Here is a 23,274-nt window from a genome sequence, read left to right on the forward strand (position 1 = left end):
TCACGGGCGCAGCACCTGGCCCGACCCGGGGCGCACCGACACCTCGCCGTCGCGCAGCTGGACCTCGCCGCGCCGGATCGTCAGCGCCGGCCAGCCCTTCAGCGCCATCCCCTCGAACGCGCTGGTGTACTTGCTGCGGGTCACGTCCGGGCCCACGACCCGCTCGGTGTCGAGGTCGACCACGACGAAGTCGGCGTCGCTGCCGACGGCGATCGCGCCCTTGCGCGGGTAGAGGCCGAACACGCGGGCCGGGTTCTCCGCCATCACGGCGGCGACGTGCTCCAGCTCGATGCGGCCCTTCAGCACGCCCTCGGTCAGCACCACGGGCAGCATGGTCGCGAGCCCGGCGAAGCCCGGCTTCTCCTCCCACAGCGCCGCGCCGGTCTTCACCAGCGGGACGTGGTCGGAGCCGATCGTCCGGATGCTCCCGTCGCGGATGCCGTCCCAGAGCCGCAGCCGGTCCTGCTCGCCCCGCAGCGCCGGCGCGACCTTCCCGACGCCCGCGCCCTGCTCGGCGAGCCGCTGGTCGTCGATGGTCAGGGCCAGGTAGTGCGGGCAGGTCTCCAGGACGACGTCCGCGCCGCGCTCACCGGCCTCGCGGGCGGCGTCGATCCCGGCGCCGATCGTCGTGTGCGGAATGTACAGCGGGGACTTCTGCAGCTCCGCCAGCCAGATCGCGCGCAGGATGTCCTGCTCCTCGACGAAGCCGGGCCGCGAGTCGGTGTAGGCGGCCAGGTCGTTGCGGCCGCTCGCCTTGACCCGCTCGGTGAGGTGCTCCACGAGCGAGTCGTCCTCGCAGTGCACCATGCACCGCGCGTACGGCCCGAGCTCGCGGATGCGGGCCATGGCCTCGTAGAGGTCGGCGTCGGACACGGTGACCAGGCCGATGGGGTTACCCTCCGGGTAGCCGCCCATGTAGAACTTGTAGCTGCGCACCCCGAACCGCTCGGCGTACTGGGGGATCTCCTCGATCTGGGCCATCGAGTTGAGGATGAAGTGGAACGCGGTGTCGAACGAGCTGTGCGCCTGCGCGATGTCCCGTTCCTTCTCGAACGTGTCGAGCAGCGAGGTGGCGCTGCGCTTGTACTGCAGCAGGGTGGTGATGCCGCCGATCGCCGCGGAGACCGACTCGGTCTCGCACAGTTCCTCGTACGGCACGCCGCCGCCCAGGTGGACGTGCGGGTCCACGATCCCGGGCAGCACCGGGCGGCCGCCGCAGTCGATCGTCTCCTCGGCGGCGGGCAGGTCGGCGTCCCGGCCGATCGCGATGATCTTGCCGTCGCGCACCGCCACACCGGCGTGGACGCGGCCCTTCGGCGTCACGAGTTCCGCGTTGTGCAGCGCGAGGTCTGCGCTCATGGTGGAAGTCTCCTGTTCGTAGAGGTGGAGGACGGGGGAGGCGGGCTCAGCCCGCGCGGGTGCTGCCGAGTTCCCGGGTCAGGCCGGCGGCGATCCGCACGAGCGCCTTCGCCATGGGGGAGCCGCCGTCCGGCGGGACCGTGACGGTGGTGCCGACGATCGCGATGGCCGCCGTGATGCCCGCGTCCTGGAAGACCGGCGCCGCGAGCGTCCGCACGCCCGTCGCCTGCGGCGTGTTCGTCGCGAGGTTCTTCGCGCGGATGTCCGCCAGTTCGGCGCGCAGCTCGCGCGACCTGCGCAGCCGCCCGGCCAGGCCCGGGACGGCCGCCGGGTCGAGGAACGCGCAGAACAGCCGCCCCTGCGCGGACTCGAGCGACAGCCGCGAACCCGCCCGGATGCTGATCCGCACCAGCCGGTTGGCGTTGTCGTCGACCCGGACCACGATGGGCCCCTCGCCGTCCCACACGCTCAGCACCACCGTCTCGTTCACCTCCCGCACCAGCGCCTCCAGGAACGGGCCGGAGGCGCTGATGATCGGGTGACCGGACCGCACCGCCGCCGCCAGCGTGAGGATCTGCGGCCCGAGCGAGTACAGCCCGGTCGCCGCGTCGAACCGCAGCAGGTTCGCGGCGCGCAGCGCCTTGGTGTAGCGGTGCGCGGTCGGCTTGCTGACGCCGAGCCGGGCGGTGAGTTCGTTGAGCGTGAGGCGCGGGCGGCTCACCGTGAACGCGTGCAGGACCGTCGCGGCGCGCTGCACCGACTGGATGACGGGGGACGCGCCGTCCGGCGGCCCCCCGCCCGTCCTGCTCACGCCCGTTCCGGTGCCGGAGCCCCGTCCCATCGCGATGGACCCGTCAACTCATCAGCTCCGGGCGTACTCCGGCACGAGCTTCTCCACGTCCGGGAGCTTCTCGGTCTGGCCCTGGTCGACGAGGATCTGCGCCATCTGCTTCATGGCGTCCATCGGCACGTCCGCGAAGTACGGGTTCTCCGGGTCCGTGGCGAGCTTCTTGGCGTCCTGCCCGCAGTGCTCGGCCTCGATCCGGTACTTCTCGTCCTTGTTGGCCGGGTCGTTGACCGCGGTGTTGGCCTCCTTCAGGGAGGTCGAGAACTTCTTCATCGCGTCCTCGTTCTTCTCCACGAAGTCGGCGGTCCCGACGTAGCCGGCGAAGACCAGCCACTTGTCCTTGCCGACCTCCATGTACGGGTCGCCGAGGCTGCGGACGCCGGGGGTGTTCGAGTACTGCTCGGGCGCCTGCGAGGCGTCGACCTTGCCGGACGCCACCGCCGACGCCAGCTCACCGAACGGCAGCGCGACGAACTTGACCTTCGACGGGTCACCGCCCGCGTCCGTCACGAACTGCTGGACGATGATCTGGTTGATCCCGCCGAGCTCGTTGACCGCGACGGTCTTGCCGTGCAGGTCCTTGCCGTTCTCGATCGGCGAGTCCTCCTTGACGAGCACGGCGTTCGAGGGGGTCTCCCCCTTCTTCGGCGTGCCGTACGCGGTCGCCACCCAGCGGAGGTCGATGCCGCTGTTCATCGCGAGCATCGTCGAGAACGGGTTGGTGAACGCGAGGTCCGCCGACTTGCCCTGCACGGCGGCCAGTCCCGCCGCGCCGCCGCCGGCCTTGATCAGCTCGACCTTCAGCCCGTTCTTCTCGAAGACGCCCTTCTTCTGCGCCCACAGGACCGAGATCTCGTTGCACAGGCTCAGCGTGGTGACCTTCAGCTCGCTGACGCCGGCCTTGTCGTCACCGCCGTCCGACGCGGCGCCGGGCGACCCGCACGCCGCGGTGAGCAGCGCGGTGACCGCCCCAACGGCGATCAGGAACGACTTGCCGCAGCGCCGCCGCGGACGGTTCCCGGCGCGGGGCGTTGGCGTGGATTCCTTCGTGGACATGCCGACTCCTAAGGATCGAAGCGTGCCGGGCCGGCGTCGTCGCGCCGGCGCGGCGATGGGGGTTCACGCCGAGCCGGCTCGCTTGCGCGACTCCCGGTGCCACCGGAGGACGCGGGCCTCGACGAGCGCGAACGCGACGTTCAGGAGCAGGCCGATCACCGCGATCAGCAGCACACCGCTCCACATGTCGACGTAACGGAACTGGCGGGAGGCGAGCACGATGTAGTAGCCGATGCCGTTGGTCGCCGCGAAGAGCTCCGAGACGACCATGAGGATGAGGCCGATGCCGAGGCTCACCCGCAGCCCGCTGATGATCTGCGGGCTGGCGCCGGGCAGCAGCACCGTGAAGAAGTAGCGGACCTTGCCCATCCGCATGCTGCGCGCCGTCATGATGACGGTGCGGTCGATGCCCTGGACGCCGTCCATCGTGTTGATCAGGATCGGGAACACCGTGCCGATGACGATCAGCGAGACGTTCATCTCGTCGGTGACGCCGAAGACGACCACGGCGAGCGGGAGCAGCGCCGTCGCCGGGATCGACATCCCGAACCGGATCAGCGGGTTGAACACCGCCGCGGCGCGCGCCGAGACGCCGAGCGCGATGCCCGCGCAGAGGCCGACGACCACCGAGATCAGCCAGCCCTGCCCGGCGCGCGCCATGCTGTTGCCGAGGTCGGTGGTGAACTGCTCGGTGACGAAGCCGCGCGAGGCGTCGGTGGTGAACCAGTTGGTGAAGAACGCGCCGGCGGACTCGCTGAACGTGGGGAAGTACGGCGACTGGTACAGCCGGGACCCCACCTCCCACGCGATCAGCAGCAGCGCGACCATCCAGGAGTAGGCGGCCGCGCGGCCCAGCGCCGTCCCCGCCGAGGACGCCGCCTCGGCCAGGCCCGCCAGCGGGGGCCGGCCGCCGCTCTCGGTGCCCTGCTCGGCCCGTGCGGCGTCCTGCTCGGCGCGTGCGGTGCTCGTCGTCTCGGTGCTCGTCGTCTCGGTCATGACCGTCCCCCCGCGTCCGTGCCCCGCCGCGTCCACGGCAGGCTGCGCCGCTCGATGGCCGCGAGCGTGGTGTAGAGAAGCCAGCCGAGAACGCCCGCGAGGATGATCCCGGCGTACACGAAGTCGGGCCGCGGGATGCCCTGGTACTTCACGATCACCGTGCCGATGCCGTAGCTCGCGCCGAGCAGCTCGACACTGACGATCACGATCAGGGCGATGCCGCTGGCCACCCGGATGCCGGTGACGATGGACGGCAGCGCCGAGGGCAGCACCACGCGGCGCAGCGTCTGGAACCGGCTCCAGCGCATGCTGCGCGCGACGGTCAGCAGCTGCGGCTCGGTGTTGTGGACGCCGTACACCGTGTTGAGCAGGATCGGGCCGAAGATCGCGAAGACCGTCAGGGCGAGCTTCATGCTCAGCCCGAGCCCGAAGAGCAGCACCGACGCCGGGATGAACACCGTGGCGGGCACCGAGCGCAGCGCGTGCACCACGGTGACCGTCGGGCGGTACAGCGCGGCGACCGTGCCGAGCACGATGCCGAGCGGGACGGCGACGGCGGTGGTGAGGGCCATCGACAGGAACCAGGTGTAGACCGTGTCGAGGACCTGGAGGCGGAAGTCCCCGCTCAGCGCCAGGTCCTTGATCCGCAGCGTCACCGTCCAGGGCGCCGGCAGGGATTCGCGCGCCACGAGTCCGAGGCTGCTCGCGACCTGCCACAGCGCGACCAGGAAGCCGACGCCGAGGAGGCCTAGCGCCAGCGGTGAGCGCAGGGCCCGCGCCAGCGGCCCGGCGGGTGCGCCGGCCGCGGCCCGGGCCTTGCTGGGGGCCTTGTCGAGGGTCTGCACGGATGTGGAGGACATCGTTACCGTCCAGCCGGAAGGGAAGGGGGCACGCCGACTCCAGCTCTGCTTCGAGGGCCATGTCCATCTCGGAGGACGTAATGGCGTTGCGGGTGACGGTATGGCGCACGTCTCGCCGAAGTCAAGGGTCGCCGGTGTCGAAAAGCACGGAAGACTTTTTTCGGCGAACCAATGCAAAGCGCACGACGACAACGGCCGACGGCATTGCCGGCGGCCGTTGGAAGGCGCACTTGCGTCCGCCCTGGCCGGGTGTTCCCACGACACCCGGCCGGGCGTTACGAATCGATTTCTTGCTTTCTCAGCCCGTAATCTGAAGGCACGGGCGGCATATCCCGCCGGAATTGCTCCGCGGAACGGAATTGTGTTGCGCCGCCGGTGCTAGGCGGCGGGCATGTCCTTCATGACCAGGCGGAAGACCTCCGCCCGCAGCTGGGCGTAGACGGGGTTCTCCTTGGTGGCGAACTGGTCGCGCGGCCGGGGCAGCGGCACTTCGAGTTCGGCGACGACGCTCGACGGGCTCTTGGACAGCACGACGATCCGGTCGGAAAGGTAGACCGCCTCGTCGATGTCGTGGGTGACGAACAGAATCGTCTTGTTGTACTCCTCCCAGACTCGCAGGAGAAGGTCTTCGAGCCCGGTCCGGGTCTGGGCGTCCACCGACGCGAAAGGCTCGTCCATGAGCAGCACTTTCGGGTGCGAAATCAGCGCGCGGGCGATCGCCACGCGCTGCTGCATGCCGCCCGAGAGCTGCCAGGGGTAGCGGCCTCCGACGGACGGGTCGAGGCCGACCTGGGTCAGCAGCCGCGCCACGTCGCGCTTGATCTCCGCCTTCGAGGCCCGCTCCGACTTCATCGGCAGGCCGACGTTGCTCTCCACGCTCAGCCAGGGGAACAGCGACCTGCTGTAGTCCTGGAACACGACCGACAGGCCGGGCGGCGGCCCGGTGACGGCCCGGCCGCCGAGCGTCACGCTGCCGCCGGTGGGCGGGAGGAGGCCGGCGATGCAGCTCAGCAGGGTCGTCTTGCCGCAGCCCGAGGGGCCGACGATGGAGACGAACTCCCCCTCGTGGAGCGTGAACGAGACCTGCTCGATCGCCCGGACGGCGCCCTTCTTGTTCGGATAGGACTTCGCGAGACCGTCCACCGCGAGCATCGCGGCCCCCGAGCCGGGGGGCTCCGCGGTCGCGGTCGGTGACGGGGGCGTCGAGTCAGGTTTCATAGCGCTCTCCTCGCACCAGGGTTCCCGTTTTATACAATGCGAGATGGCGTCTCGTCAAGTGCGAACGCCCTGGTGAGAGCCGGTCTCCGGGTTTCTCGTCCCGTTCCGGGGATAGGGAGCGGACGAGTGGAGTCGTGCTACAGGGGAGGCCCGCACATGAACATGCCGCACCGGACGATGCGCCGGCTGGAGGAGGCGGAGGCGCTCGACGGGATCGCCAAGCCGCTGAGCAAGGCGGCCCAGGGCGCGGTACGGCCGCGCATCGTCCGCAACCTGCTGAGCGGGGCCAAGGTGGGCCACCCGCTGCATCCCCCGCTCACGGACGTGCCGATCGGCGCCTGGAGCATGTCCGCGCTGCTGGACGTCATGGGCGGCCCCGCCGCCGAACCCGCCGCCGACATGCTGGTGAAGGTCGGCCTGTTCACCGCCGTGCCCACCGCCCTCAGCGGCCTGAACGACTGGTCCGACACGATCGGTGCGGACCGGCGGGTCGGGTTCGTGCACGCCGCGGCCAACAGCGCGGCCCTGACCCTGTACGCGGCGTCCGCCGTCGCGCGCGCCCGCGGCAAGCGCGGGACCGGCAAGGCCCTCGGCTTCGCGGGGCTGGGGATGATGGCGATCGGCGGCTACCTCGGCGGTCACCTGTCGTTCGCCAACGGCGTCAACGTCAACCGCACCGCCTGGGAGCAGGAACCGGAGGAGTGGACGCCGGTCATGGCCGAGACCGAACTGGCCGACGGCCAGCACCGCACGGCGGACGCGAACGGCGTGGAGGTCCTGCTGTACCGCAAGGGCGCGACGATCTACGCCATGTCCGCCACCTGCAGCCACATGGGCGGCCCCCTGGGCGAGGGGTCGATCGAGGACGACTGCGTCACCTGCCCCTGGCACGGCAGCACCTTCCGGTTCGCCGACGGCGGCATCGAGCGCGGCCCGGCCAGCAGCCCGCAGCCGCACTTCGAGACGCGGATCGAGGCCGGACGCATCGAGATCCGCCTCGCCCCGCCGGAGGCACCCGCAAAGGAAGGCGAGGGAGGCATCCACCGAGGACACCGCCGCCCCCTCGCCCGGACGTCCGCGTCCTGACGCCCGTAGCGGGGACACCGGTCCGGTGCACGGCGGCCGGGCCGGGTCCCGCTGAACGCCGGTCATGTACCGCGCGGGCAGTCCTGGGCGCGGGATTCCGGACACGGGCCCCGCGCGGGCCGGCCCGACGGCCGCCCGCTCCGACGCAGGCCGACTGACCTGCGACCACTGTCGGCCTCGATTATCGAAACGTCCGCTTCTTGTGGGATCGTCACCGTCGCATCCGTGACCTCGATCCCCCAAGGAGCCGATGGTGAGGCGCGACTCCGCCGAAGAGCCCGGGCCCGCCGAGGCCGGACGTCCGCGGGGCGGCGAGGCGGCGGGCGGGTACTCCGGCCGCGTCCTGATGCCCGGCGACGTGCTGGACGCCATCGAGCGCCGGGAGCCCCCGTCCCGGCCGGAGCGCGGGCTGACGGTCCTGCACGACCCGAGCGACTTCGGCGACCTCGGGACCGCCGACCGCCCCGGCGAGGAGGGCGAGGAGATCGGCGGTGCCGCCCACGCGGCGCCGCCGTCCCTGGCCCGCTCCAGCGTCATCATGGCGATCGGGACGGTCGTGTCCCGCGCGACGGGCTTCATCCGGACGGCGGCGATCGTCGCCGCGCTCGGCACCGGGCTCCTCGGCGACGCCTACCAGACGGCCAACATGGTGCCGTTCGTCGTGTACGACCTGCTCATCGGCGGCCTGCTGGCGAGCGTCTTCGTGCCGTTCCTCGTGAAGCGGCGGCAGCAGGACCCGGACGGCGGCGTCGCGACCGAGCAGCGGTTCATGACGGTGACGCTGCTCGCCCTGGCCGCCATCACGTTCGTCGCCGTCCTCGGCGCGCAGGTCCTCATCACCGTCTACGCGGGCGAGTGGACGGGCAACCAGCGCGAGGTCGCCGTCACGCTGTCGCGCTTCCTGCTGCTGCAGATCTTCTTCATCGGGGCGAGCGGCGTCGTCAGCTCCATGCTGAACAGCCGCCAGCGGTTCGGCGCGCCGATGTGGGCGCCGGTCGTCAACAACCTCACGATCATCGCGGTGGCCGTGCTGTTCCTGCGTATCGCGGGGCCAGGCCGCACGGCCGACGACATCACCGACGGCCAGGTCGCGCTCCTCGGGCTCGGCGCGACCGCGGGGCAGCTTCTCCAGGCGCTCATCCTGGCGTGGGCGCTCTGGCGCGCGGGGTTCCGCTGGCGTCCCCGGCTCGGCCTGCGCGGATCCGGCTTCGGCGAGGCGATGCGGAACGCCGGCTGGATGATGGTGTACGCGGTCGTCGCGCAGATCAGCCTGCTGGTCAGCACGAACGTCGCGACCCGCGCCGGCGCCCGGGTGGCGGAGGCGGGGCTGGAGACCGGGGCGGGCATCACCGCCTACAAGAACGCCTTCGTCATCTTCCAGCTGCCGTACGCCATCATCGCGGTCTCGGTGATCACGGCGCTGCTGCCGAAGATGAGCCGGCACGTCGCGGAGGGGCGCAAGGACCTGGTCCGGCTGGACTTCTCCCGAGGGGTCCGGCTGGCGGCCGTCCTGCTGGTCCCCGCGTCCGTCGCGATGGTGGTCTTCGCGGTGCCGATGGCGGTCGTCCTGTACGCCCGCGGCAGCGCCTCGGTGGACGACGCGCACGTCATCGGCTACGTGCTCATGATGTTCGCGGTGTCGCTGATCCCGTTCACGCTGTTCCAGATGATGCTGCGGGTCTTCTACTCGCTGGGCGACACCCGCACCCCCGGGCTCATCGCGCTCGCCCCCGTCGCGATCCACGGGATCTCGGGCTTCCTGGTCCTGTACCTGGCGCCGCCGGAGCACATCGTCATCTACCTGCCGATCGGCCACGGCCTGTACTACGCGGTCGGCTTCCTGATCGCGGGCCAGATCCTGCGGAAGCGCCTCCACGGCCTGGACGGCCGCCGCGTCTTCCGCACCCTGCTCCTGCTCCACCTCGCGGCACTCCCGGGCGCCGCGGCGGGCGCCGCGGCGGCCTGGCTATTGGGCGGCTTCACCGGCGGCACCGCCGCCGCCCTCCTCTCCCTCCTCGCAGGCTGCGCAGTAGGCGGCATCGTCTTCGCCCTAACGGCCTACGCCCTGCGCATCGAAGAGCTGAGAGTCTTCCTGGAAACGGCCCGCACCAAGGTCCTCCGCCGCTAGGAGCGCGACGGCCGACGTCCGTCCGAAGGGCCCGTGCATTTGTCGCTCACTTTCTTACGATCAGGGGGCGTAAAGGGGCGATAATGTCTCGGCAAACGTGAAAGCGCCGCGCAGCACGGGGACGGGGAGCCGTAGATGAAAGTCGATCTTGCCGAGATGATCGGGCAGCTGCGAACCGAACTGACCGAGGCCATGCGGGCGGGGGCGGACTCCGAACTGCGGTTCGAGATCGGCACCGTGGAACTCGAACTGGCGGTGCAGGTCCAGAAGGAGGCCAGGCCGGGGGCGAAGGTCCGGTTCTGGGTGGTGGAGGCCGGCGTCGACACGGCGGTGTCGTCGCTCTCGACCCACACGATCAAACTGTCACTCGACCCCAGGCACGTCTCGGCTCCCGACCGCAGCCCGCTGATCTCCGGCGCTGAGGTCGACGGTGAGCGGCGTTGAGCCGCGTCGGGAGCGCGTCGCCGAGCTGATCGTCACCCGCCCGGACGAGGTGGGACGGGGTTCGGGCTACCTCGTCGCGCCGGGACTCGTGCTGACCGCGGCGCACGTCGTGGCCGCGGCCACCGAGGTGAAGATCCGTTTCGAGGCCGATCTGCCAGGCGAACGCTCCGTATACGCCCTGAACTGGCAGGGGCTCGGAGACACCGACCTCGCACTGGTCGCCATCCCCGCGGAGGAGGGCGTCGGGGACCCGACGCGCTACGGCCAGGTCGGCGACCATGCCGCGCGGGTGTCCGTGCAGTCGGTGGGCTTCCCGCTGTGGAAGCTCCGCGACCACCCCGAGGGCGGTAAGTACCGCGACAGCCACCACGCCTTCGGCAAGGTCGCGCTGCTCTCGAACTGGCGGGACCACACCCTGGAGATCACCGTGGGCCCGCCGCCCAGGGACCCGGATCCGAACAAGTCGCCATGGGAGGGCATGTCCGGCGCGGCGGTGTGGGCGGACGGCCGCATCATCGGCGTCATGAAGGCCCACCACCGCGGTGACGGCCTGTCGCGGCTCGCCGCCACCCCGCTGGGCGACGCGCTCCGCACCCTGCAGCCGGCCGAGCTGACCGGGTTCCGCAACCTTCTGCCGGCCCTGCCCGCTCCCTGGGACCTCGTGGACGTCACGCCTAGGCAGCCGGCCGACCGGCCCCACTCGTCCGAGGTCGCCGTCGGCCGTTCCCGGGAGCGGGCCGCGCACCTGCGGCGCTACCTCGAACTGATCGGCGAGAACTTCCGGTGGCTGAAGCTGCACGGCATCGACGAGGCCGGTTCGCTGCAGATCGAACTGGAGCAGGTGTACGTCGCGCTTAAGGCGGAACCGGAGAGCGAGTACGACCTCACGCACCTGGCGAGGCTGCACGCGCACGAGATCCGCGAGGCCGCCGGGGACGCCGGGATCGACTCCATCGCGCCCGCCCGCCTGGCCGAGCTCGACGCGCACGTCGTCCGCCGCTCCTACCGGCCGCGCCGGGAGGAGGCGCAGCGCGCGAAGATCGCCGAGGTGGCGACGATCGCCGACGCGTTCCGCCGGCACCACCGGATGGTGATCCTGGGCGGGCCGGGGAGCGGGAAGAGCACCCTGGGGCGCTGGCTGGCACTCCAGCTGGCGCGCGGCATGCTCGACCAGAGCGCCCGTGAGGTCCCGCCGGAGGCCGAGCCCGCGCCGCCGGACGCCGTCCGCGTCCACGTCACCGCGGGAACGGCCTTCTCCTTCGCGCGGCGGCACTTCGTCCCGTCCGATCGGGCCGACGGCGTCAGCGCCGTCGTCATCGACGCGGTGCCGGTGCGCGGGACGCTCGCGCTGTCCGGAACGCCGGTCACCGTCGGCCAGGCCGTCCCACTCGACCAGGTCGAACGCCTGACGTACACGCCCGCCGGCGAGGAGTGCGGCTTCCGCTACGTGCGGCTGGCGTTCTCGGTGGGCGACGACCCGGCGACGCGGTCCGGCGGCGTGCTCGTGTTCGACGTCGGGCTGCACATCAGGGTGCCGGTCTCGCGGGTCGACCCCGATCAGGTCACGCCGGACGGCGCCGAGCGCACGGTGGACATGGGCCCCGCGCGCGTCCCCATCTTCCTGCGGCTGGCCCATTTCGCGCACGAACTGGCCGAGCGGGAGCGCGAGCGCCTGCCGGGCCTCTCCCTGGAGGAGTACCTCGGGCGGGACCCCGACCTGCCCGGCGGGGACGCCGACGACCGCAACGCCATGCTGCGCGCGCTGCTCGCCGAGGGACGCGCCGTCGTCATCCTCGACGGGCTCGACGAACTCCCGGAGGCCAATCGCCGGACGGTGCTGCTGGAGGTCCAGTCGTTCATCGACAGGCTCGGTGAGCCTAACGCGACCGACGAGCGGGACGAGCCCTGGCGGGCCGGCGGCAACCAGGTCATCGTGACCAGCCGGTACGTCGGGTACAAGGCGATGAGCGTCCGGGCCGGGTGCGCGCATCTCGGCATCCAGCCGATGCGGCGCCCGGCGGTCGAGCACTTCGCCCGGATGTGGACGGCGGCGGTCAACGCCGAACTGGCCGCGGACGCCTCGTCCCGCCCGGTCGCCGACGCCCTCATCCGCGAGATCTACGACGACTCCCGGCCCGCCATCCGCGAACTGGCGACGAATCCGCTGCTCGTCACGATCCTGGCGACGGTCTACTGGGCGGACGGACGGCTGCCCGACCAGCGGGCGGCCGTCTACGACCGCGTGGTGGAGAACCTGCTGCGCATCTGGCTCGCCCGCCCGGAGTGCCGGGTCCACTCGCTGACGCGGGACGAGCTGCTGGCGGCCCTGGAACCGCTCGCGGCCGACATGCAGGACAACACGCGGGACAACGGCCTGGTCGACCTCGACCGCATCAGCGAGCTGATCGAGGGGCCGCTGGCCCTCATGCGGGGGGCGTCGCCGGCGGACCGCGCGTTCCGGCCGGTGCTCCGCGACCTGCTCACCACCATCAGGAAGCACGTCGGCCTGCTGGCGGAGCAGGCGTCCGGCAACTACGCCTTCGCCCACCGGACCTTCCAGGAGTTCCTCGCCGCCCGGCACATCCTCGCCGCCCGGGAGCGGGCCGCTTCGACGATCGTCGAGCGGCTCGACGACCCGCACTGGCGGGAACCGCTGCTGCTGGCGCTGGGCCTCGCGATGATCAGCACCGAGTGGGGCGGCCCGCGCGCCCGCGCGCAGCTGATCCGCGACGTGCTCGCCGGGGACGACCAGGACCCCATGATCCCGCGGGCCGCGATGCTGCTGGTCGACGCCCTCCCCGACCTCGAGGACGTGCCCGAGGGCGTGGTGGGGCAACTGGTCGGGCGGCTTCTGCGGTCGTACGCGCTGAGCCGGGACCAGCCGGAGGCGGAGGGGGTGCGCGAGTCGATCTGCGCGGCGTTCGCCCGGCTGCGCGACGGGCCGCGGGGCGAGCTGGTCGCCGAGGCGGTCGCCGAAGCGGTCCGGCGGCCGCCCGCCGAGGGCGACCTCTCCGGTGCGGCCGCGATGGTGCTGGTCAGAACCGGCTGGTTCACCACCGACATCGTGGACGCGTTGCTGGAGAAGACCCATCAGGACCACGACGGGTCGAGGTGGCCGATCCGGTGGGCGCTGGTCGCCGCGCTGGCCCGCCCCGTCGGGGAGCCGCCGTGGCGGAAGCGGGCCGCCGGCCTCAACATGCCGCGCCTGCTGGCGGCGCACCTGCCCATGCGCAGGCTGCTGGAGTCCAGGCCCGACCTGACGGCCTTCGTGCGCGGCGACGTCGACTGGCTGTGGCTGATGACCGCCCTGTACGGCGGCCTCGGGCGCGGGGACGTCCAGCAGGACCTCCGCGCGTACCAGCTGAAGCGGCTGCGCCGCCTCCGGCCGGTCGTGACCGACCCGGCCGAGGAGGCGCCGGGACCGCCGCCACCGGTGCCGCCGGTCGAGTTCTGTCCCGGCGACATCGTCCACGACCTGGCGGACGCGGAGCTGAGCCGCGCCGTCCAGCGGCTTCTCCGCGCGCGCGGTCCCGCCCGCGAGCTGGCGGAGACGTTCCGCCGCGGCTGGGAGCGCGGCGCGGACCCGGCCGGCCGCGCCGACGCGATCGTCGGCCTGGCGGCCTTGGGCGAGGACGTCGTCCCCATGATCCGCGAAGCGCTGGACGACGACGCCCGCCGTCCCGCCGCGCAGAGCGCGCTCGGGAGGTTCCGGTGGCTGTGGTCGCTGCTGCGGGAGCCGCTGCTCAGGTCGGCGGAGGCCGCCGCCCGGACCATCCCCTCCGAGGCCCCGGAGGAGCACCAGCTCGATCTGCTGCGCGTCGTCATCGACGGGCACGTCTCGGCGGACGGCGGGCCGCTCCAGGTCAGCGACGTGGTTCCCGAGTACCGCTTCGTCGATGCGACGTCAGAGCCGATCCGTGCCGCGCTGGACGCCGAGTACTGGTCGTACGCCTTCTCCGGCCTGGCCGTCGACGGACCCGGCGGTACGGCCTCCGGGGCGGCTCCCGGGGCGTTCTCCGCCGCGCACCTCCGGTCGCCGGACAGCGTGGTCCGCGGCTGGTCGAGAGCCCGCCGGGCGCGCAACGACCTCGCCCGGCAGCGGCTCCCGTGGCCGGAGCCGGCGAGCGCCCCGCGGTCCGCGACGCGCGTCGACCACTACCTCGCGATGCTCGACGGCCTGTGGGAGGCGCCGTCGGAACTCGACTACACCGCGGGCCACCTGCTGGGGCGGTGCAGCCCGCTCGTCGACGCCCACCCGGACCTGTTCTGGGAAACGCTCGCGGTCTGCTGCGGCCGCGGCGCGGCGTTCCGGACGGGGTTCCGCACGGGAGTCGCCGACGCCCGTGCGGACGGCCCGGCCGGCCAGGCCGGCCCGACCTGCTCGTCGGTCGCGTCCGACGTCGTGCTCTCCTGGGCCGAGGGCTTCGTCGAGCCGGGCGAGGCGGCGAACGTCCGCGACATCGTGACCGGCATGTTCCGCCTGGGCGAGGAAGACGTGTACGACCCGGACGGGAGGACCCCTCGTCCCGAGTCGGTCTCGTCCGCGTCGACCTACGCCGCCCGGATCAGAACTCCGTACCTGCGGTTCCGTGCGCTGTGGCGGCTGCTCGACGCCCTCGGGGACCTCGACGTCGCGCTCGCGAACCGGACGGTGACCCAGGCCCTGTTCAAAATCATCGATCCGCATGACCTGGTGCGGGCCTTCGAGATGATCGCGGTCACCGTCACGAGCACGCTGGCCGACGCGGTCGCGGTCGAGTTCCTCGGCGCCGACGGGCTGGTGCAGAAGGTCGGCGGCGTCCGCGATCCCGAGAAGCGTGCGCGTTCCCTCGTCCGGCTGGCCGGCCTCATGCCCGACCGGTCCGCGGAGCTCCTCGACGCCGCGGTCGACTCCATCGTCCGGATCGACGACCGGCGGCGGCGAGCCGAGGAGATCGACGGCATGCGCGGCGTGCTCGACGAGTTCTCCCGCCCGGTGGCCGCGCTGGACGCCGCGGCCGAGGAGATCGACGACCCCTGGCTGCGCCACCTGGCGTCCGGCCGCGCCTCCCGGCTCATCGAGGGCTATCGCGACCGCTACACGAGGGGGGCGCTGGCCTGGCGGCTTCCTCCGGACACGGCGGCCGTCGCCTTCCGGAGCCATCGGCTGGGGTCCCCGACCGGGCACCTCCCGTGGGGCCTGCTCTACCTGAACGCCGTCGCCGCCGAGGTGGACCGGATCGAGGCGGTCCCCACGGGCGGCGGAGCGGCCTGGGAGCAGCTGACCGGCCCGGACCCCCGGGCCGCGGTGGACGCGCTCATCGAGGCCGCGGGCGGCGGCGGGGTGAGGGTCACGCCGCGGGAGGCGGCCGTGCTCGGCCGCGTCGTCGAGTCGGGCGGCACGGAGGTCCTCCGCCCGCTCTGGGCCCACCTGGAATGCACGGACGCGGCGGCCCTGGCGATCGTGGCCAGGCTGGACGGGACGGACGGCGTGGTCAGGCGCTGGAAGGCCCTCGTCCAGGTCGAGTCCGGGCGGCTGACGCCGGAGAACCTCGTAGCGGTCATCGACCTGCTCGCCGAGTCGACCGACCGGCTGCGGTTCCGCGCCGCCCTGGCTCTGCACGGCCGCAGGCCCACCTCGCACAACCGGAACCGCCGCTGGTCCGTCAAGCGCGTCGGCACGCGGGTCGTCGAGATCCTCGCCGAGCAGGCGCGGCGACTCGACATCCCCCGGTCCGTCCGAACATCGCTCCGCTGGGTCCAGCACGACGTCCATCATGACGACGCCGAAGCGCTCGATCACTGGATGTCGGCGGCGTCGCGGGACGATCCGGCCGCCGCATGGATCCTCGGTTCGGTCGAGTCGCTCGATCCCGCACTGGTCACGCGGCTCGCGGACGCCCTGCCGGGAGCCGCCCCGGCGTTGCAGCGCACCTTGATCGAGGCGCTGGCGAGACTCGCCTATCTCAACCCCACCAACCTGGCGGCGTCGCGTGATTCCGTGTGCACGGCGATCGCGTCGGTCCCGGAGCCGACGAGGCGCGCGGCGAGCGTCCTGCTGAACGGGCCGGCCACCTGCCTCAAGGTGGCCGAACAGGCGGTGGCCGAGTACGACACCGACGAGGCCCGCCACGCGGGCGCCGTGAAGATGATCGAGGGTTCGAGCGTATGGCTCGACGACGAGTGCCTGGCCGATTCAGAGGCGTGCATGAAGAGGCTCCGGGAACTCGCCTTCAATCATTACCTTCCCGGGGGCTACTGGTCGCAGCCCTACGCGGTGGCCGCCACGCTGAGCGGCGACGAGGACGTGCTGCGCCTGCTGCTCTCTTTGGTGGAGTCCGCGAGCCTGAACGACGAACCCGAACTCGTCCTCGGCGATCTGCTGGCGGCGACCTGCGCGCTGGCCGAGGCGTCCCCCTACGCGTTCACCGCCTCGGCCGATCCCGACGTATGGGAGTCGATCCTCACGGAACTGGCCGAGGTGGGCTACCAGTGGAACACCCGCTTGGCCGCCGTCCGGCTGCTGGGCCTGCTCCGCCGCGTCTCCGGGAACGTCGTCGCGGCGCTGCGCACGGCGGTCAACGACGTCTCCCCCGTCCAGGAGGCCGCCTACGCCTCCGCCGAGCAGTTCCGCCACATGCAGCGGGACGTCATCCCGGACCTGCTCGCCCTGCTGGACCTCCCGGACGCCGGTGTGGCCGCGTCGACGACGCGGCTGCTCGTCGGGCTGGCCAAGGCGGAAGGCGCGACCACCGACCGCCGCCGCATCCTCCGGGGCCTGCGGGAGAAGGCCGCCGGGTCGGAGCGGCCGCGGCACGTGTACCTGATGCGGAGCAACGATACGACGGGGGAGATGTGGATCGAGCACGTCGACCGCTTGGACCGGATTCTCTACCGGGCGATCCTGGACATCAGAGGCTGGTGAACCGGACCGGCCGTTCCGTTCAGGAGGCGAGTCTCCCAATCCGGTGCGGTACCCCGTCGAGGTGCACGATCTGCTCCCGTGGACCGAGCGCCCAGACCTCGTTCATCGGCAGCCCCAGGAACGTTTCGGCTTCGGACGCCGCGGCGGAGTCCTTGGTCCCGAACACCTGCACCGCCCCGCTGCCGGAGACGATCGCCGGCCACGCGCCCGGGTAGGTCGTGCGCAGCTGGTGGAGGTCGTGCCAGAACGTCCATACGCGGAACCCCGCGTAGGAGCCCGACCCGAGCACCGATTCGAGCAGGGGGAGCCCGCCGAGCGCGGCGCAGTGGTCGAGGAGGAAGAGCGGGGGCCGCAGGGGCGGCGGGCTCGTCCTCAGCACGTTGTGCAGCAGTACCCCGGCCCAGATCCGGAGCAGTGCTCCGTGGGTGGCGAGCCGTTCCGGGGGGATCACGAGGTAGATCGTGACCGGGGCCCCGGCCCGCAGTTCGGCCAGGTGCACGGTCGACCGGCTCACGGTGCTCTGGACCTGGGGGACGCCCAGCATCTTGAGGTGTGCGATGGCGTTCTGCAGGACCTGCGGCCGGATGCTGTCCGACTTCTGGAGGAAATTCGCGATCTCCGAGTAGGCCATCTTCGGGATCTGCTTGCCGATCGTGTCCAGCACCACGGCGAGGTTGTAGATGACATCGTCGTTGTGCATCGTGGAATAGAGCTGATCGAACGAGTGCGTGTCCGCGGTCGCGGAGAGGTAGCCGATCACCCCGCAGAGCAGGCCGAAAGCCTCGTGGTCGGTGGCCTCGCTGAAGGCGTTGCGCGGGGCGACCAGGCCGGCGATGTCCTGGCAGGCGGTTTCCAGAGCCGGGCTTTCCAGCCCTTCCAGCAGTTCGAGGGGGTTCAAGGCGTCCGAGTCCGGTCCGATGACCTCGAAAGGGTCGAGCCGCACGACCGTCTGTCCCATATTCCGCCGCGCGTCCGCGGTGGCGGAATAGGCGGCCCCGTTGAGGTCGACCACGACGATCTGGCCTTCGTAGGCCAGCAGGTTCGGCACCAGGCAGGATTCGGCCCTGCCCGACGAGTTCGGGGCGATCGTCAGCAGGTGCGAGGGCTGATCGAAGGTGACGGTGCCGCCGGACGCGGCCGGACCGGAGGCACGGCCCTCGCCCAGCCCGCCGGATTCCGCACCGCCGGACTCGCCCAGCAGAAGCGGATGCGGGTCGGTTCCGGAAATGCCGTCCATCAGCGCCTCCACATTCAGCCGACCGGACGAGCGTACCGAGCGCGGGCCGGGCGATCAGCAGACCGGCGGAAACACCGATCGTCCCTCCGACCGCGAGTACTTCCGGCCGCCTGCACCGCCCCCGGTGGGCACCTCGCACACGGAACAGGAAGGTCGGCTCGCCCCTGGTCAGGGATGCGGAGCCGACGGGGCGTCATGCGGGAACAGGAGTTCGTCGTAGACGTCGGCGACTCGTGACGCGTATTGCGCGGGGGTGTATTCGGTGGCTTGGCGTTTCGCGTTGGAACCCAGTCGGTCCCTGGTTTCCGAGCATTCGAGGAGCCGGACCAGGGCGTCGCCGAAGTGCGTTTCGGAGCCGGTGGCGTATCCGGTGCGGTCGTTCTTGACCACGAAGCCTTCGAGTTCGGTGTCCAGGACGACCGCCGGGACGCCCTCCAGCGCCGCCTCGGCGATGACCATCCCCTGCGTTTCGGTCAGCGACGGATGGGCGAGGACCTTGCACGGGTTGAGGAGGTGGTTGACGAGTTCCGGCGGCACGGGCCCCGCGAACGCGACGGCGTGTGAGATGCCGAGTGCCTCGGCCATGCGCTCGTACTTCCTTTGCTGGCCGCCCCCGATGATGTTCAGTCTGGCGGCGGGGACGGCCGGCAGCACCTGACTCGCCATCGCCTGGAGAAGCACGTCCAGGTTCTTCTCCGAAGAAAGGCGGCCCACGTACGCGAGCACCGAATCTCCGGAATGTATGGAAAGCCGCATCTCCTGCAACAGCCGCGCCGAATCGGGGGCCAGCTTTCCATGGCGGACGGGCGCACTCGGAATGACGCAAGGTGCGCAGGAAGGCGACATATCCCGCAGCGCGGACGCAGTTTTCGGTGACGGCACGATTACCCGGTCGAAGAGCGCCGCAACGGCCGACAACATCTGCCGATGATGGGGTGCGACATCGTCTCCGGCCAGTGCCGCCAAGCTCGCTCGTCCGATCACCTTCGCGACTCGGCCCGCGTCGTCCGGCAGGAGGCCGCCCGCGTACATGATGGGAATGCACAGCTTGAGAAGCGGATAGGCGTCCCGGTAGGCGAGGAGATCCGTGTGCCAGGTGAGCACGGTCTTCAGCCCCGTCCGCCGGCACAGCCGCGCCGCCAGCATGCCGAGGGAGCCCAGCGTGTGGATGTGGACCACGTCGGGTTTGAAAATCTCGATCAGCCGTTCGAAGGTCTTCGGCGAAATCCAGCCGAACCTGAAGCCCCCTTGCCCCGTCGCGAACGACGGAGCCAGGTAGGTCGGATACCCGCGGGTAGGCACCGGTGGCCCGGAGCGGGGAGCGATTACCGCCACCTCGTGGCCCCACTCGCGCAGACCCGCGGCCAGGGACGCGACGGAAGTCGCGACGCCGTCCCGGTTCGGCGGGTAATTGTCTGAGACGAGCAGAATACGCATTGATCGATCACTCCCTGGGGGATCGTAGCGACATCCCGTCGTCCGGGAGTGGGCGAACAGAAATATAAATCGGCAAGAAGTGGTGTCGATCACGAGACCGAACCCGCGGTCGGCGTCCGCCTTGCGCCCCGGGCCTCCCCCGTGCGACCGGTGCCCGTGGTTCTCGTGGGTGATGTGCCGAGCCGGGCCCCCGCCCGACGATGAGAAGCCTCCCGGCCTGAGAGGCATCATGAACGCACACCGATGGACGACCCTGCTGGCGACCTGCTGGTCGGCGATAACGGCCGCGCTCGGCCTGTGGTGGACCCTCCAGCCGTCCGCATACCTCCTCGGCGGAGGCGGCACCGGCAGCCCCCCGCTGGCCTTCGAGTTCCCTCGGGCGTGGCTGCTGCTGATCGGCACCGGCGGCATCGCCGTCACGCTCGGCCTGCGCACCCGGCGGTGTTCCAAGTCGCTGCGCTGGGCCCTGCTGACCACCGCCGCAGGCGTCGCCGGGCTCTGCCTGGCGGTTTCGGGATACATGCCGCTGCTCGCCCTGGCCTACGCCCTCGCGTTCTCCGGCCCGCCGGCCCTGATCGCGGCCTTGCTGGCACGGGTCTTGCGACTGGGCATCAAGGGCACCTCGGCGATGGTGGGCACCCCGGTCGCGGCCGGCCTCCTGCTGGCCATCACGATCATGGTGGCGAAAGGAGCCCACTGGACGCTCCTGGCGGTGGCCGGCTGCCTGGTCTGGCTCGCCCTGACGGTGACGTCGTACCGGGTGAACCACGGCCGCTGCGCCGCCTGCGGCCGTCCCGGCGCGGCCTGGACCCGCCCGGAGTCCGCCGCCCGCTGGGGACGCCGGATCACGATCATCGCCGCGATCATGCCGCTGCCCTACGGCCTGGCCCGCCTCACCTGGTTCACCCCGTGGCCGGTCGCGTTCCCCGAAGGCGCCGGCTGGGGCATCTGGATCACCGGCGTCCTCCTCGGCTTCGCCTCGGAGGGCGGCGCGATCCTGACCCGCGGACTCATCCGCCCCTGGGGCGAGGTGTGGCCGAGGTGGGTCCCGGCCCTGCACGGCCGCTCCATCCCGGTCGCCGTACCGACCTTCGCGGCACTCACGGCCTCGGTCATGCTCGCCCTGCTGACCGTCTACTTCGCCGGCACCATCGCCGACGGCGAGATCGATCTCCTGGTCATCGTGGCCTTCGTCCCTCTGAGCCTCTGGGGCCCCCTCCTGGCCGGCGCAGCCATGGCCTATTACTACCGCCGCCGCCAAGACTGCTCCCACTGCGCCGAGAAGCCACTCCACCAGGCCGACCTGGCCCTGAGCGCCTGACGGCCTGGCAACGGAGACGCGCCCTCGCCCGGCCGCCCGCCGGGCGAGGGCGGTGGCAGGACGAAGGCCGCCCTCGTGGAGAATCTGCGGACGACGGGAGCGCGCCCCCGCTGGTCCGGATCGTAGGCGCGGACGAGGAGGCGGCCGATGAAGAGCGAGGATCGTCCCGGCGATGTAGGCAGGGCAGATGTCGGCAGGCCCGTCCTCCCGCCGACCGTGGAGGACGAGCGGTTGCGGGCACTGCGCGCCCGCGTGCGCACGTTCGTCCGGCACGAACTGGAGACCGGCGGGTTCACGCCCACCGTCGACTCGTGGATGAGCGCCTGGGACATCGGGTTCACCCGCAGACTCGCCGCCCAGGGGTGGCTCGGCATGACGATCCCCACCGAGTACGGCGGGCACGGCCGCACCTTCCTCGAACGCTTCGTCGTCACCGAGGAGTTGCTCGCCGCCGGAGCACCGGTGACCGCGCACTGGTTCGCCGACCGCCAGGTGGCGCCCTCGCTCCTGAAGTTCGGCACCGAGGAGCAGAAGCGGGAGTTCCTTCCCGGCATCGCCCGGGGCGAGGTGCTGTTCGCGATCGGCATGAGCGAACCGGAGTCGGGGTCCGACCTCGCCGGCGTCGGCACCAAGGCGTCGCGCGCCGAGGGCGGCTGGACGATCACCGGCACCAAGGTCTGGACGACCAACGCCCATCGCGCCGACCACATGATCGCCCTGGCCCGCACGGCCCCGGTCGACGCCGGAGACCGCCACGCCGGGCTCAGCCAGTTCATCGTCGACCTCCGGTCGCCCGGCGTGGAGATCCGGCCCATCGTGTCGATGAACGGCGAGCACCATTTCAACGAGGTGTTCCTGGGCGACGTCTTCGTCCCCGACGGGAAGGTCCTCGGCGCGATCGGGGACGGGTGGCACCAGGTGACCTCCGAACTCGCCTTCGAGCGCAGCGGGCCGGAGCGCTTCCTGTCCACGTACCTGCTCCTTGAGGACCTGACGGAGGCGATGCGCCGCGGGCAGCTCCCGGCCGATCCGCGACTGGGCCGGTTCTTCGCCAGGATCGCGGGACTGCACCGGATGTCGCTCGCCGTCGCGGGCGCGCTCGAACGGGGCGAACGCGCCGACGTCGCCGCCGCGGTCGTCAAGGCGCTCGGGACGAGGACCGAGGGAGACATCGCCGAGTACGCGGCCATGTTCCTCGGCGGGGGCGGCGTTCCGGCCCCCGTACGGGACGCGGCCGACGCCGCGCTCCTGGCCCGCCCGGGGTTCACGATCCGCGGGGGGACCAACGAGATCCTGCACGGTGTGATCGCCAGGGGATTGGGGCTGCGCTGATGAGCGAGATCATGCGGGTCGACGGCGACCTGGAGCGGCTCTTCCGCGACGTGTTCACCGACTGGCGCGACGCGCGGGCCGAAGCGTCGCTGCGGCTCAGCGTGGACCGCGGTCTGTGGAGGACCCTGGAGGAGCTGGGGCTCACCCGGCTCACCTCCGGCGGAGAGGCAGCGGCGGGCTGGGTGGAGGCCGCGGCGCTGCTCCGCGCGTCGGCCAGGGCCGCGGCACCGGTCCCGCTGGCCGAGCACGACCTGCTCGCCGGATGGCTGCTCGACCGCGCCGGCCTGCCCGGCTCGGGCGCTCTGCGCACGAGTTGCCTGCTCGATCCGGAAGGCAACGCCGAACAGGTGCCCTGGGCGGCCTCGGCGGACGCCATCGCCGTGATCTGGGGCGAGCCGGGAGCCTGGAAGCTCGCCGACGTCCCGGCGTCATCGGCGGCGATCGAACCGTCGCACGATCTCGCCGGTCAGCAGCGCGACACCGTGCGGGTGGCCGTGGAGTCGCTGACGGGCGCGGCGATCGGCGACGACGTGGTGCGCGAGTACCTGCTGCGCGGTGCGCTGGCCCGCACCGTCCAGATCACGGGCGCCATGGACCGCGTCGTCGAACTGTGCCTCCGGCACGCCGCCGAGAGGCGGCAGTTCGGCCGTCCCATCACGCGTTTCCAGGCCGTCCAGCACCTCATCGCCGAAGCGGCGAGCGAGTGCGCCCTCGCCATGGCCGCGACCGACGCCGCGGTACTCGAAGCCGCCTCGCCGCACCCGGATCTCGACGCGCTGGAGTTCGCGGTCGCCACGGCCCGTTCGGTGACCGGCCACGCGGCATCGGTCGTGGTGCGCAACGCCCACCAGGTGCACGGTGCGATCGGCACGACGTACGAGCACCAGCTCCACGAGTTCACCAAGCCCGCCCTCGCGTGGCGCTCCGAGTTCGGCTCGATGCACGAGTGGGACGCCCGGCTGACGGCGCTGATCGTCGGTTCGAGCGGCCCCGCGTGGGACTCGGTGGTACCGGCTTCCGGCACGTCCGATTCAAGAGCGGATGATTGA

Annotated in this window: 15 protein-coding genes; 7 read left to right on the forward strand and 8 right to left on the reverse strand. The window is 71.6% G+C overall.

What is annotated here, in order from left to right:
• The 6 genes from IEZ03_RS13510 to IEZ03_RS13535 form a co-directional block, all read right to left on the reverse strand.
• The gene (locus tag IEZ03_RS13510; protein WP_184878426.1) at window positions 1-1,359 is read right to left on the reverse strand and encodes a dihydroorotase; all 1,359 of its coding nucleotides are present in this window, start codon (window positions 1,357-1,359) and stop codon (window positions 1-3) included.
• Window positions 1,360-1,405: 46 nt separating this feature from the next.
• A complete protein-coding gene (locus IEZ03_RS13515; RefSeq protein WP_184878428.1) occupies window positions 1,406-2,170 on the reverse strand; it encodes an IclR family transcriptional regulator in 765 nt (254 codons plus the stop codon).
• A 51-nt stretch (window positions 2,171-2,221) separates the two neighbouring features.
• Window positions 2,222-3,262 carry an ABC transporter substrate-binding protein gene (locus IEZ03_RS13520; RefSeq protein ID WP_184878430.1) on the reverse strand — a complete coding sequence of 347 codons (1,041 nt, stop codon included), beginning with the start codon at window positions 3,260-3,262 and terminating at the stop codon, window positions 2,222-2,224.
• A gap of 63 nt (window positions 3,263-3,325) precedes the next feature.
• Window positions 3,326-4,258: an ABC transporter permease gene (locus IEZ03_RS13525; protein WP_184878432.1), complete on the reverse strand. Its 933-nt coding sequence runs from the start codon at window positions 4,256-4,258 to the stop codon at window positions 3,326-3,328.
• Complete coding sequence (locus IEZ03_RS13530) at window positions 4,255-5,118, reverse strand: ABC transporter permease (protein ID WP_184878434.1); 864 nt, start codon at window positions 5,116-5,118, stop codon at window positions 4,255-4,257. The genes IEZ03_RS13525 and IEZ03_RS13530 overlap by 4 nt, the downstream gene beginning before the upstream one ends.
• A gap of 378 nt (window positions 5,119-5,496) precedes the next feature.
• On the reverse strand, window positions 5,497-6,336 hold the full coding sequence (locus IEZ03_RS13535) for an ABC transporter ATP-binding protein (protein WP_229808271.1): 840 nt from the start codon (window positions 6,334-6,336) through the stop codon (window positions 5,497-5,499).
• Window positions 6,337-6,492: 156 nt separating this feature from the next.
• Between IEZ03_RS13535 and IEZ03_RS13540 the strand changes: the two genes are divergently transcribed.
• The 4 genes from IEZ03_RS13540 to IEZ03_RS13555 all read left to right on the forward strand — a co-directional run bounded on the left by IEZ03_RS13540 (window position 6,493) and on the right by IEZ03_RS13555 (window position 16,898).
• Window positions 6,493-7,422, forward strand: a complete 930-nt coding sequence (locus IEZ03_RS13540; protein WP_184878436.1) for a Rieske (2Fe-2S) protein — start codon at window positions 6,493-6,495, stop codon at window positions 7,420-7,422.
• A gap of 250 nt (window positions 7,423-7,672) precedes the next feature.
• Complete coding sequence (gene murJ / locus IEZ03_RS13545) at window positions 7,673-9,550, forward strand: murein biosynthesis integral membrane protein MurJ (RefSeq protein ID WP_373293607.1); 1,878 nt, start codon at window positions 7,673-7,675, stop codon at window positions 9,548-9,550.
• A 135-nt stretch (window positions 9,551-9,685) separates the two neighbouring features.
• Window positions 9,686-9,994: a trypco2 family protein gene (locus IEZ03_RS13550; protein ID WP_184878439.1), complete on the forward strand. Its 309-nt coding sequence runs from the start codon at window positions 9,686-9,688 to the stop codon at window positions 9,992-9,994.
• Window positions 9,981-16,898, forward strand: coding sequence for an NACHT domain-containing protein (locus IEZ03_RS13555; protein WP_189241193.1), 6,918 nt, complete (start codon window positions 9,981-9,983; stop codon window positions 16,896-16,898). The genes IEZ03_RS13550 and IEZ03_RS13555 overlap by 14 nt, the downstream gene beginning before the upstream one ends.
• 19 nt (window positions 16,899-16,917) lie before the next feature.
• On the opposite strand, the gene IEZ03_RS13560 is transcribed toward IEZ03_RS13555, so the two are convergent.
• Together IEZ03_RS13560 and IEZ03_RS13565 are read right to left on the reverse strand one after the other, a co-directional pair.
• The gene (locus IEZ03_RS13560) at window positions 16,918-18,135 is read right to left on the reverse strand and encodes a type IV secretory system conjugative DNA transfer family protein (RefSeq protein ID WP_184878444.1); all 1,218 of its coding nucleotides are present in this window, start codon (window positions 18,133-18,135) and stop codon (window positions 16,918-16,920) included.
• A gap of 168 nt (window positions 18,136-18,303) precedes the next feature.
• The gene (locus tag IEZ03_RS13565) at window positions 18,304-19,572 is read right to left on the reverse strand and encodes a glycosyltransferase (protein ID WP_184878447.1); all 1,269 of its coding nucleotides are present in this window, start codon (window positions 19,570-19,572) and stop codon (window positions 18,304-18,306) included.
• A 229-nt stretch (window positions 19,573-19,801) separates the two neighbouring features.
• Between IEZ03_RS13565 and IEZ03_RS13570 the strand changes: the two genes are divergently transcribed.
• The 3 genes from IEZ03_RS13570 (at window position 19,802) to IEZ03_RS13580 (ending at window position 23,274) form a co-directional block, all read left to right on the forward strand.
• On the forward strand, window positions 19,802-20,893 hold the full coding sequence (locus IEZ03_RS13570; protein ID WP_184878450.1) for a hypothetical protein: 1,092 nt from the start codon (window positions 19,802-19,804) through the stop codon (window positions 20,891-20,893).
• Window positions 20,894-21,040: 147 nt separating this feature from the next.
• Complete coding sequence (locus tag IEZ03_RS13575; protein WP_184878453.1) at window positions 21,041-22,225, forward strand: acyl-CoA dehydrogenase family protein; 1,185 nt, start codon at window positions 21,041-21,043, stop codon at window positions 22,223-22,225.
• Window positions 22,225-23,274, forward strand: coding sequence for an acyl-CoA dehydrogenase family protein (locus IEZ03_RS13580; protein ID WP_221480476.1), 1,050 nt, complete (start codon window positions 22,225-22,227; stop codon window positions 23,272-23,274). Before IEZ03_RS13575 ends, IEZ03_RS13580 begins: the two co-directional genes overlap by 1 nt.

This window comes from Actinomadura livida (assembly GCF_014648675.1).
Classification (GTDB): domain Bacteria; phylum Actinomycetota; class Actinomycetes; order Streptosporangiales; family Streptosporangiaceae; genus Spirillospora; species Spirillospora livida.

Bases quoted from the DNA above. Each gene is read 5' to 3' on its own strand.
- IEZ03_RS13510 (WP_184878426.1), bottom strand. From the start codon at position 1,359: ATGAGCGCAGACCTCGCGCTGCACAACGCGGAACTCGTGACGCCGAAG.
- IEZ03_RS13520 (WP_184878430.1), bottom strand. From the start codon at position 3,262: ATGTCCACGAAGGAATCCACGCCAACGCCCCGCGCCGGGAACCGTCCG.
- IEZ03_RS13525 (WP_184878432.1), bottom strand. From the start codon at position 4,258: ATGACCGAGACGACGAGCACCGAGACGACGAGCACCGCACGCGCCGAG.
- IEZ03_RS13530 (WP_184878434.1), bottom strand. From the start codon at position 5,118: ATGTCCTCCACATCCGTGCAGACCCTCGACAAGGCCCCCAGCAAGGCC.
- IEZ03_RS13535 (WP_229808271.1), bottom strand. From the start codon at position 6,336: ATGAAACCTGACTCGACGCCCCCGTCACCGACCGCGACCGCGGAGCCC.
- IEZ03_RS13540 (WP_184878436.1), top strand. From the start codon at position 6,493: ATGAACATGCCGCACCGGACGATGCGCCGGCTGGAGGAGGCGGAGGCG.
- murJ (WP_373293607.1), top strand. From the start codon at position 7,673: ATGGTGAGGCGCGACTCCGCCGAAGAGCCCGGGCCCGCCGAGGCCGGA.
- IEZ03_RS13550 (WP_184878439.1), top strand. From the start codon at position 9,686: ATGAAAGTCGATCTTGCCGAGATGATCGGGCAGCTGCGAACCGAACTG.
- IEZ03_RS13560 (WP_184878444.1), bottom strand. From the start codon at position 18,135: ATGGACGGCATTTCCGGAACCGACCCGCATCCGCTTCTGCTGGGCGAG.
- IEZ03_RS13565 (WP_184878447.1), bottom strand. From the start codon at position 19,572: ATGCGTATTCTGCTCGTCTCAGACAATTACCCGCCGAACCGGGACGGC.
- IEZ03_RS13570 (WP_184878450.1), top strand. From the start codon at position 19,802: ATGAACGCACACCGATGGACGACCCTGCTGGCGACCTGCTGGTCGGCG.
- IEZ03_RS13575 (WP_184878453.1), top strand. From the start codon at position 21,041: ATGAAGAGCGAGGATCGTCCCGGCGATGTAGGCAGGGCAGATGTCGGC.
- IEZ03_RS13580 (WP_221480476.1), top strand. From the start codon at position 22,225: ATGAGCGAGATCATGCGGGTCGACGGCGACCTGGAGCGGCTCTTCCGC.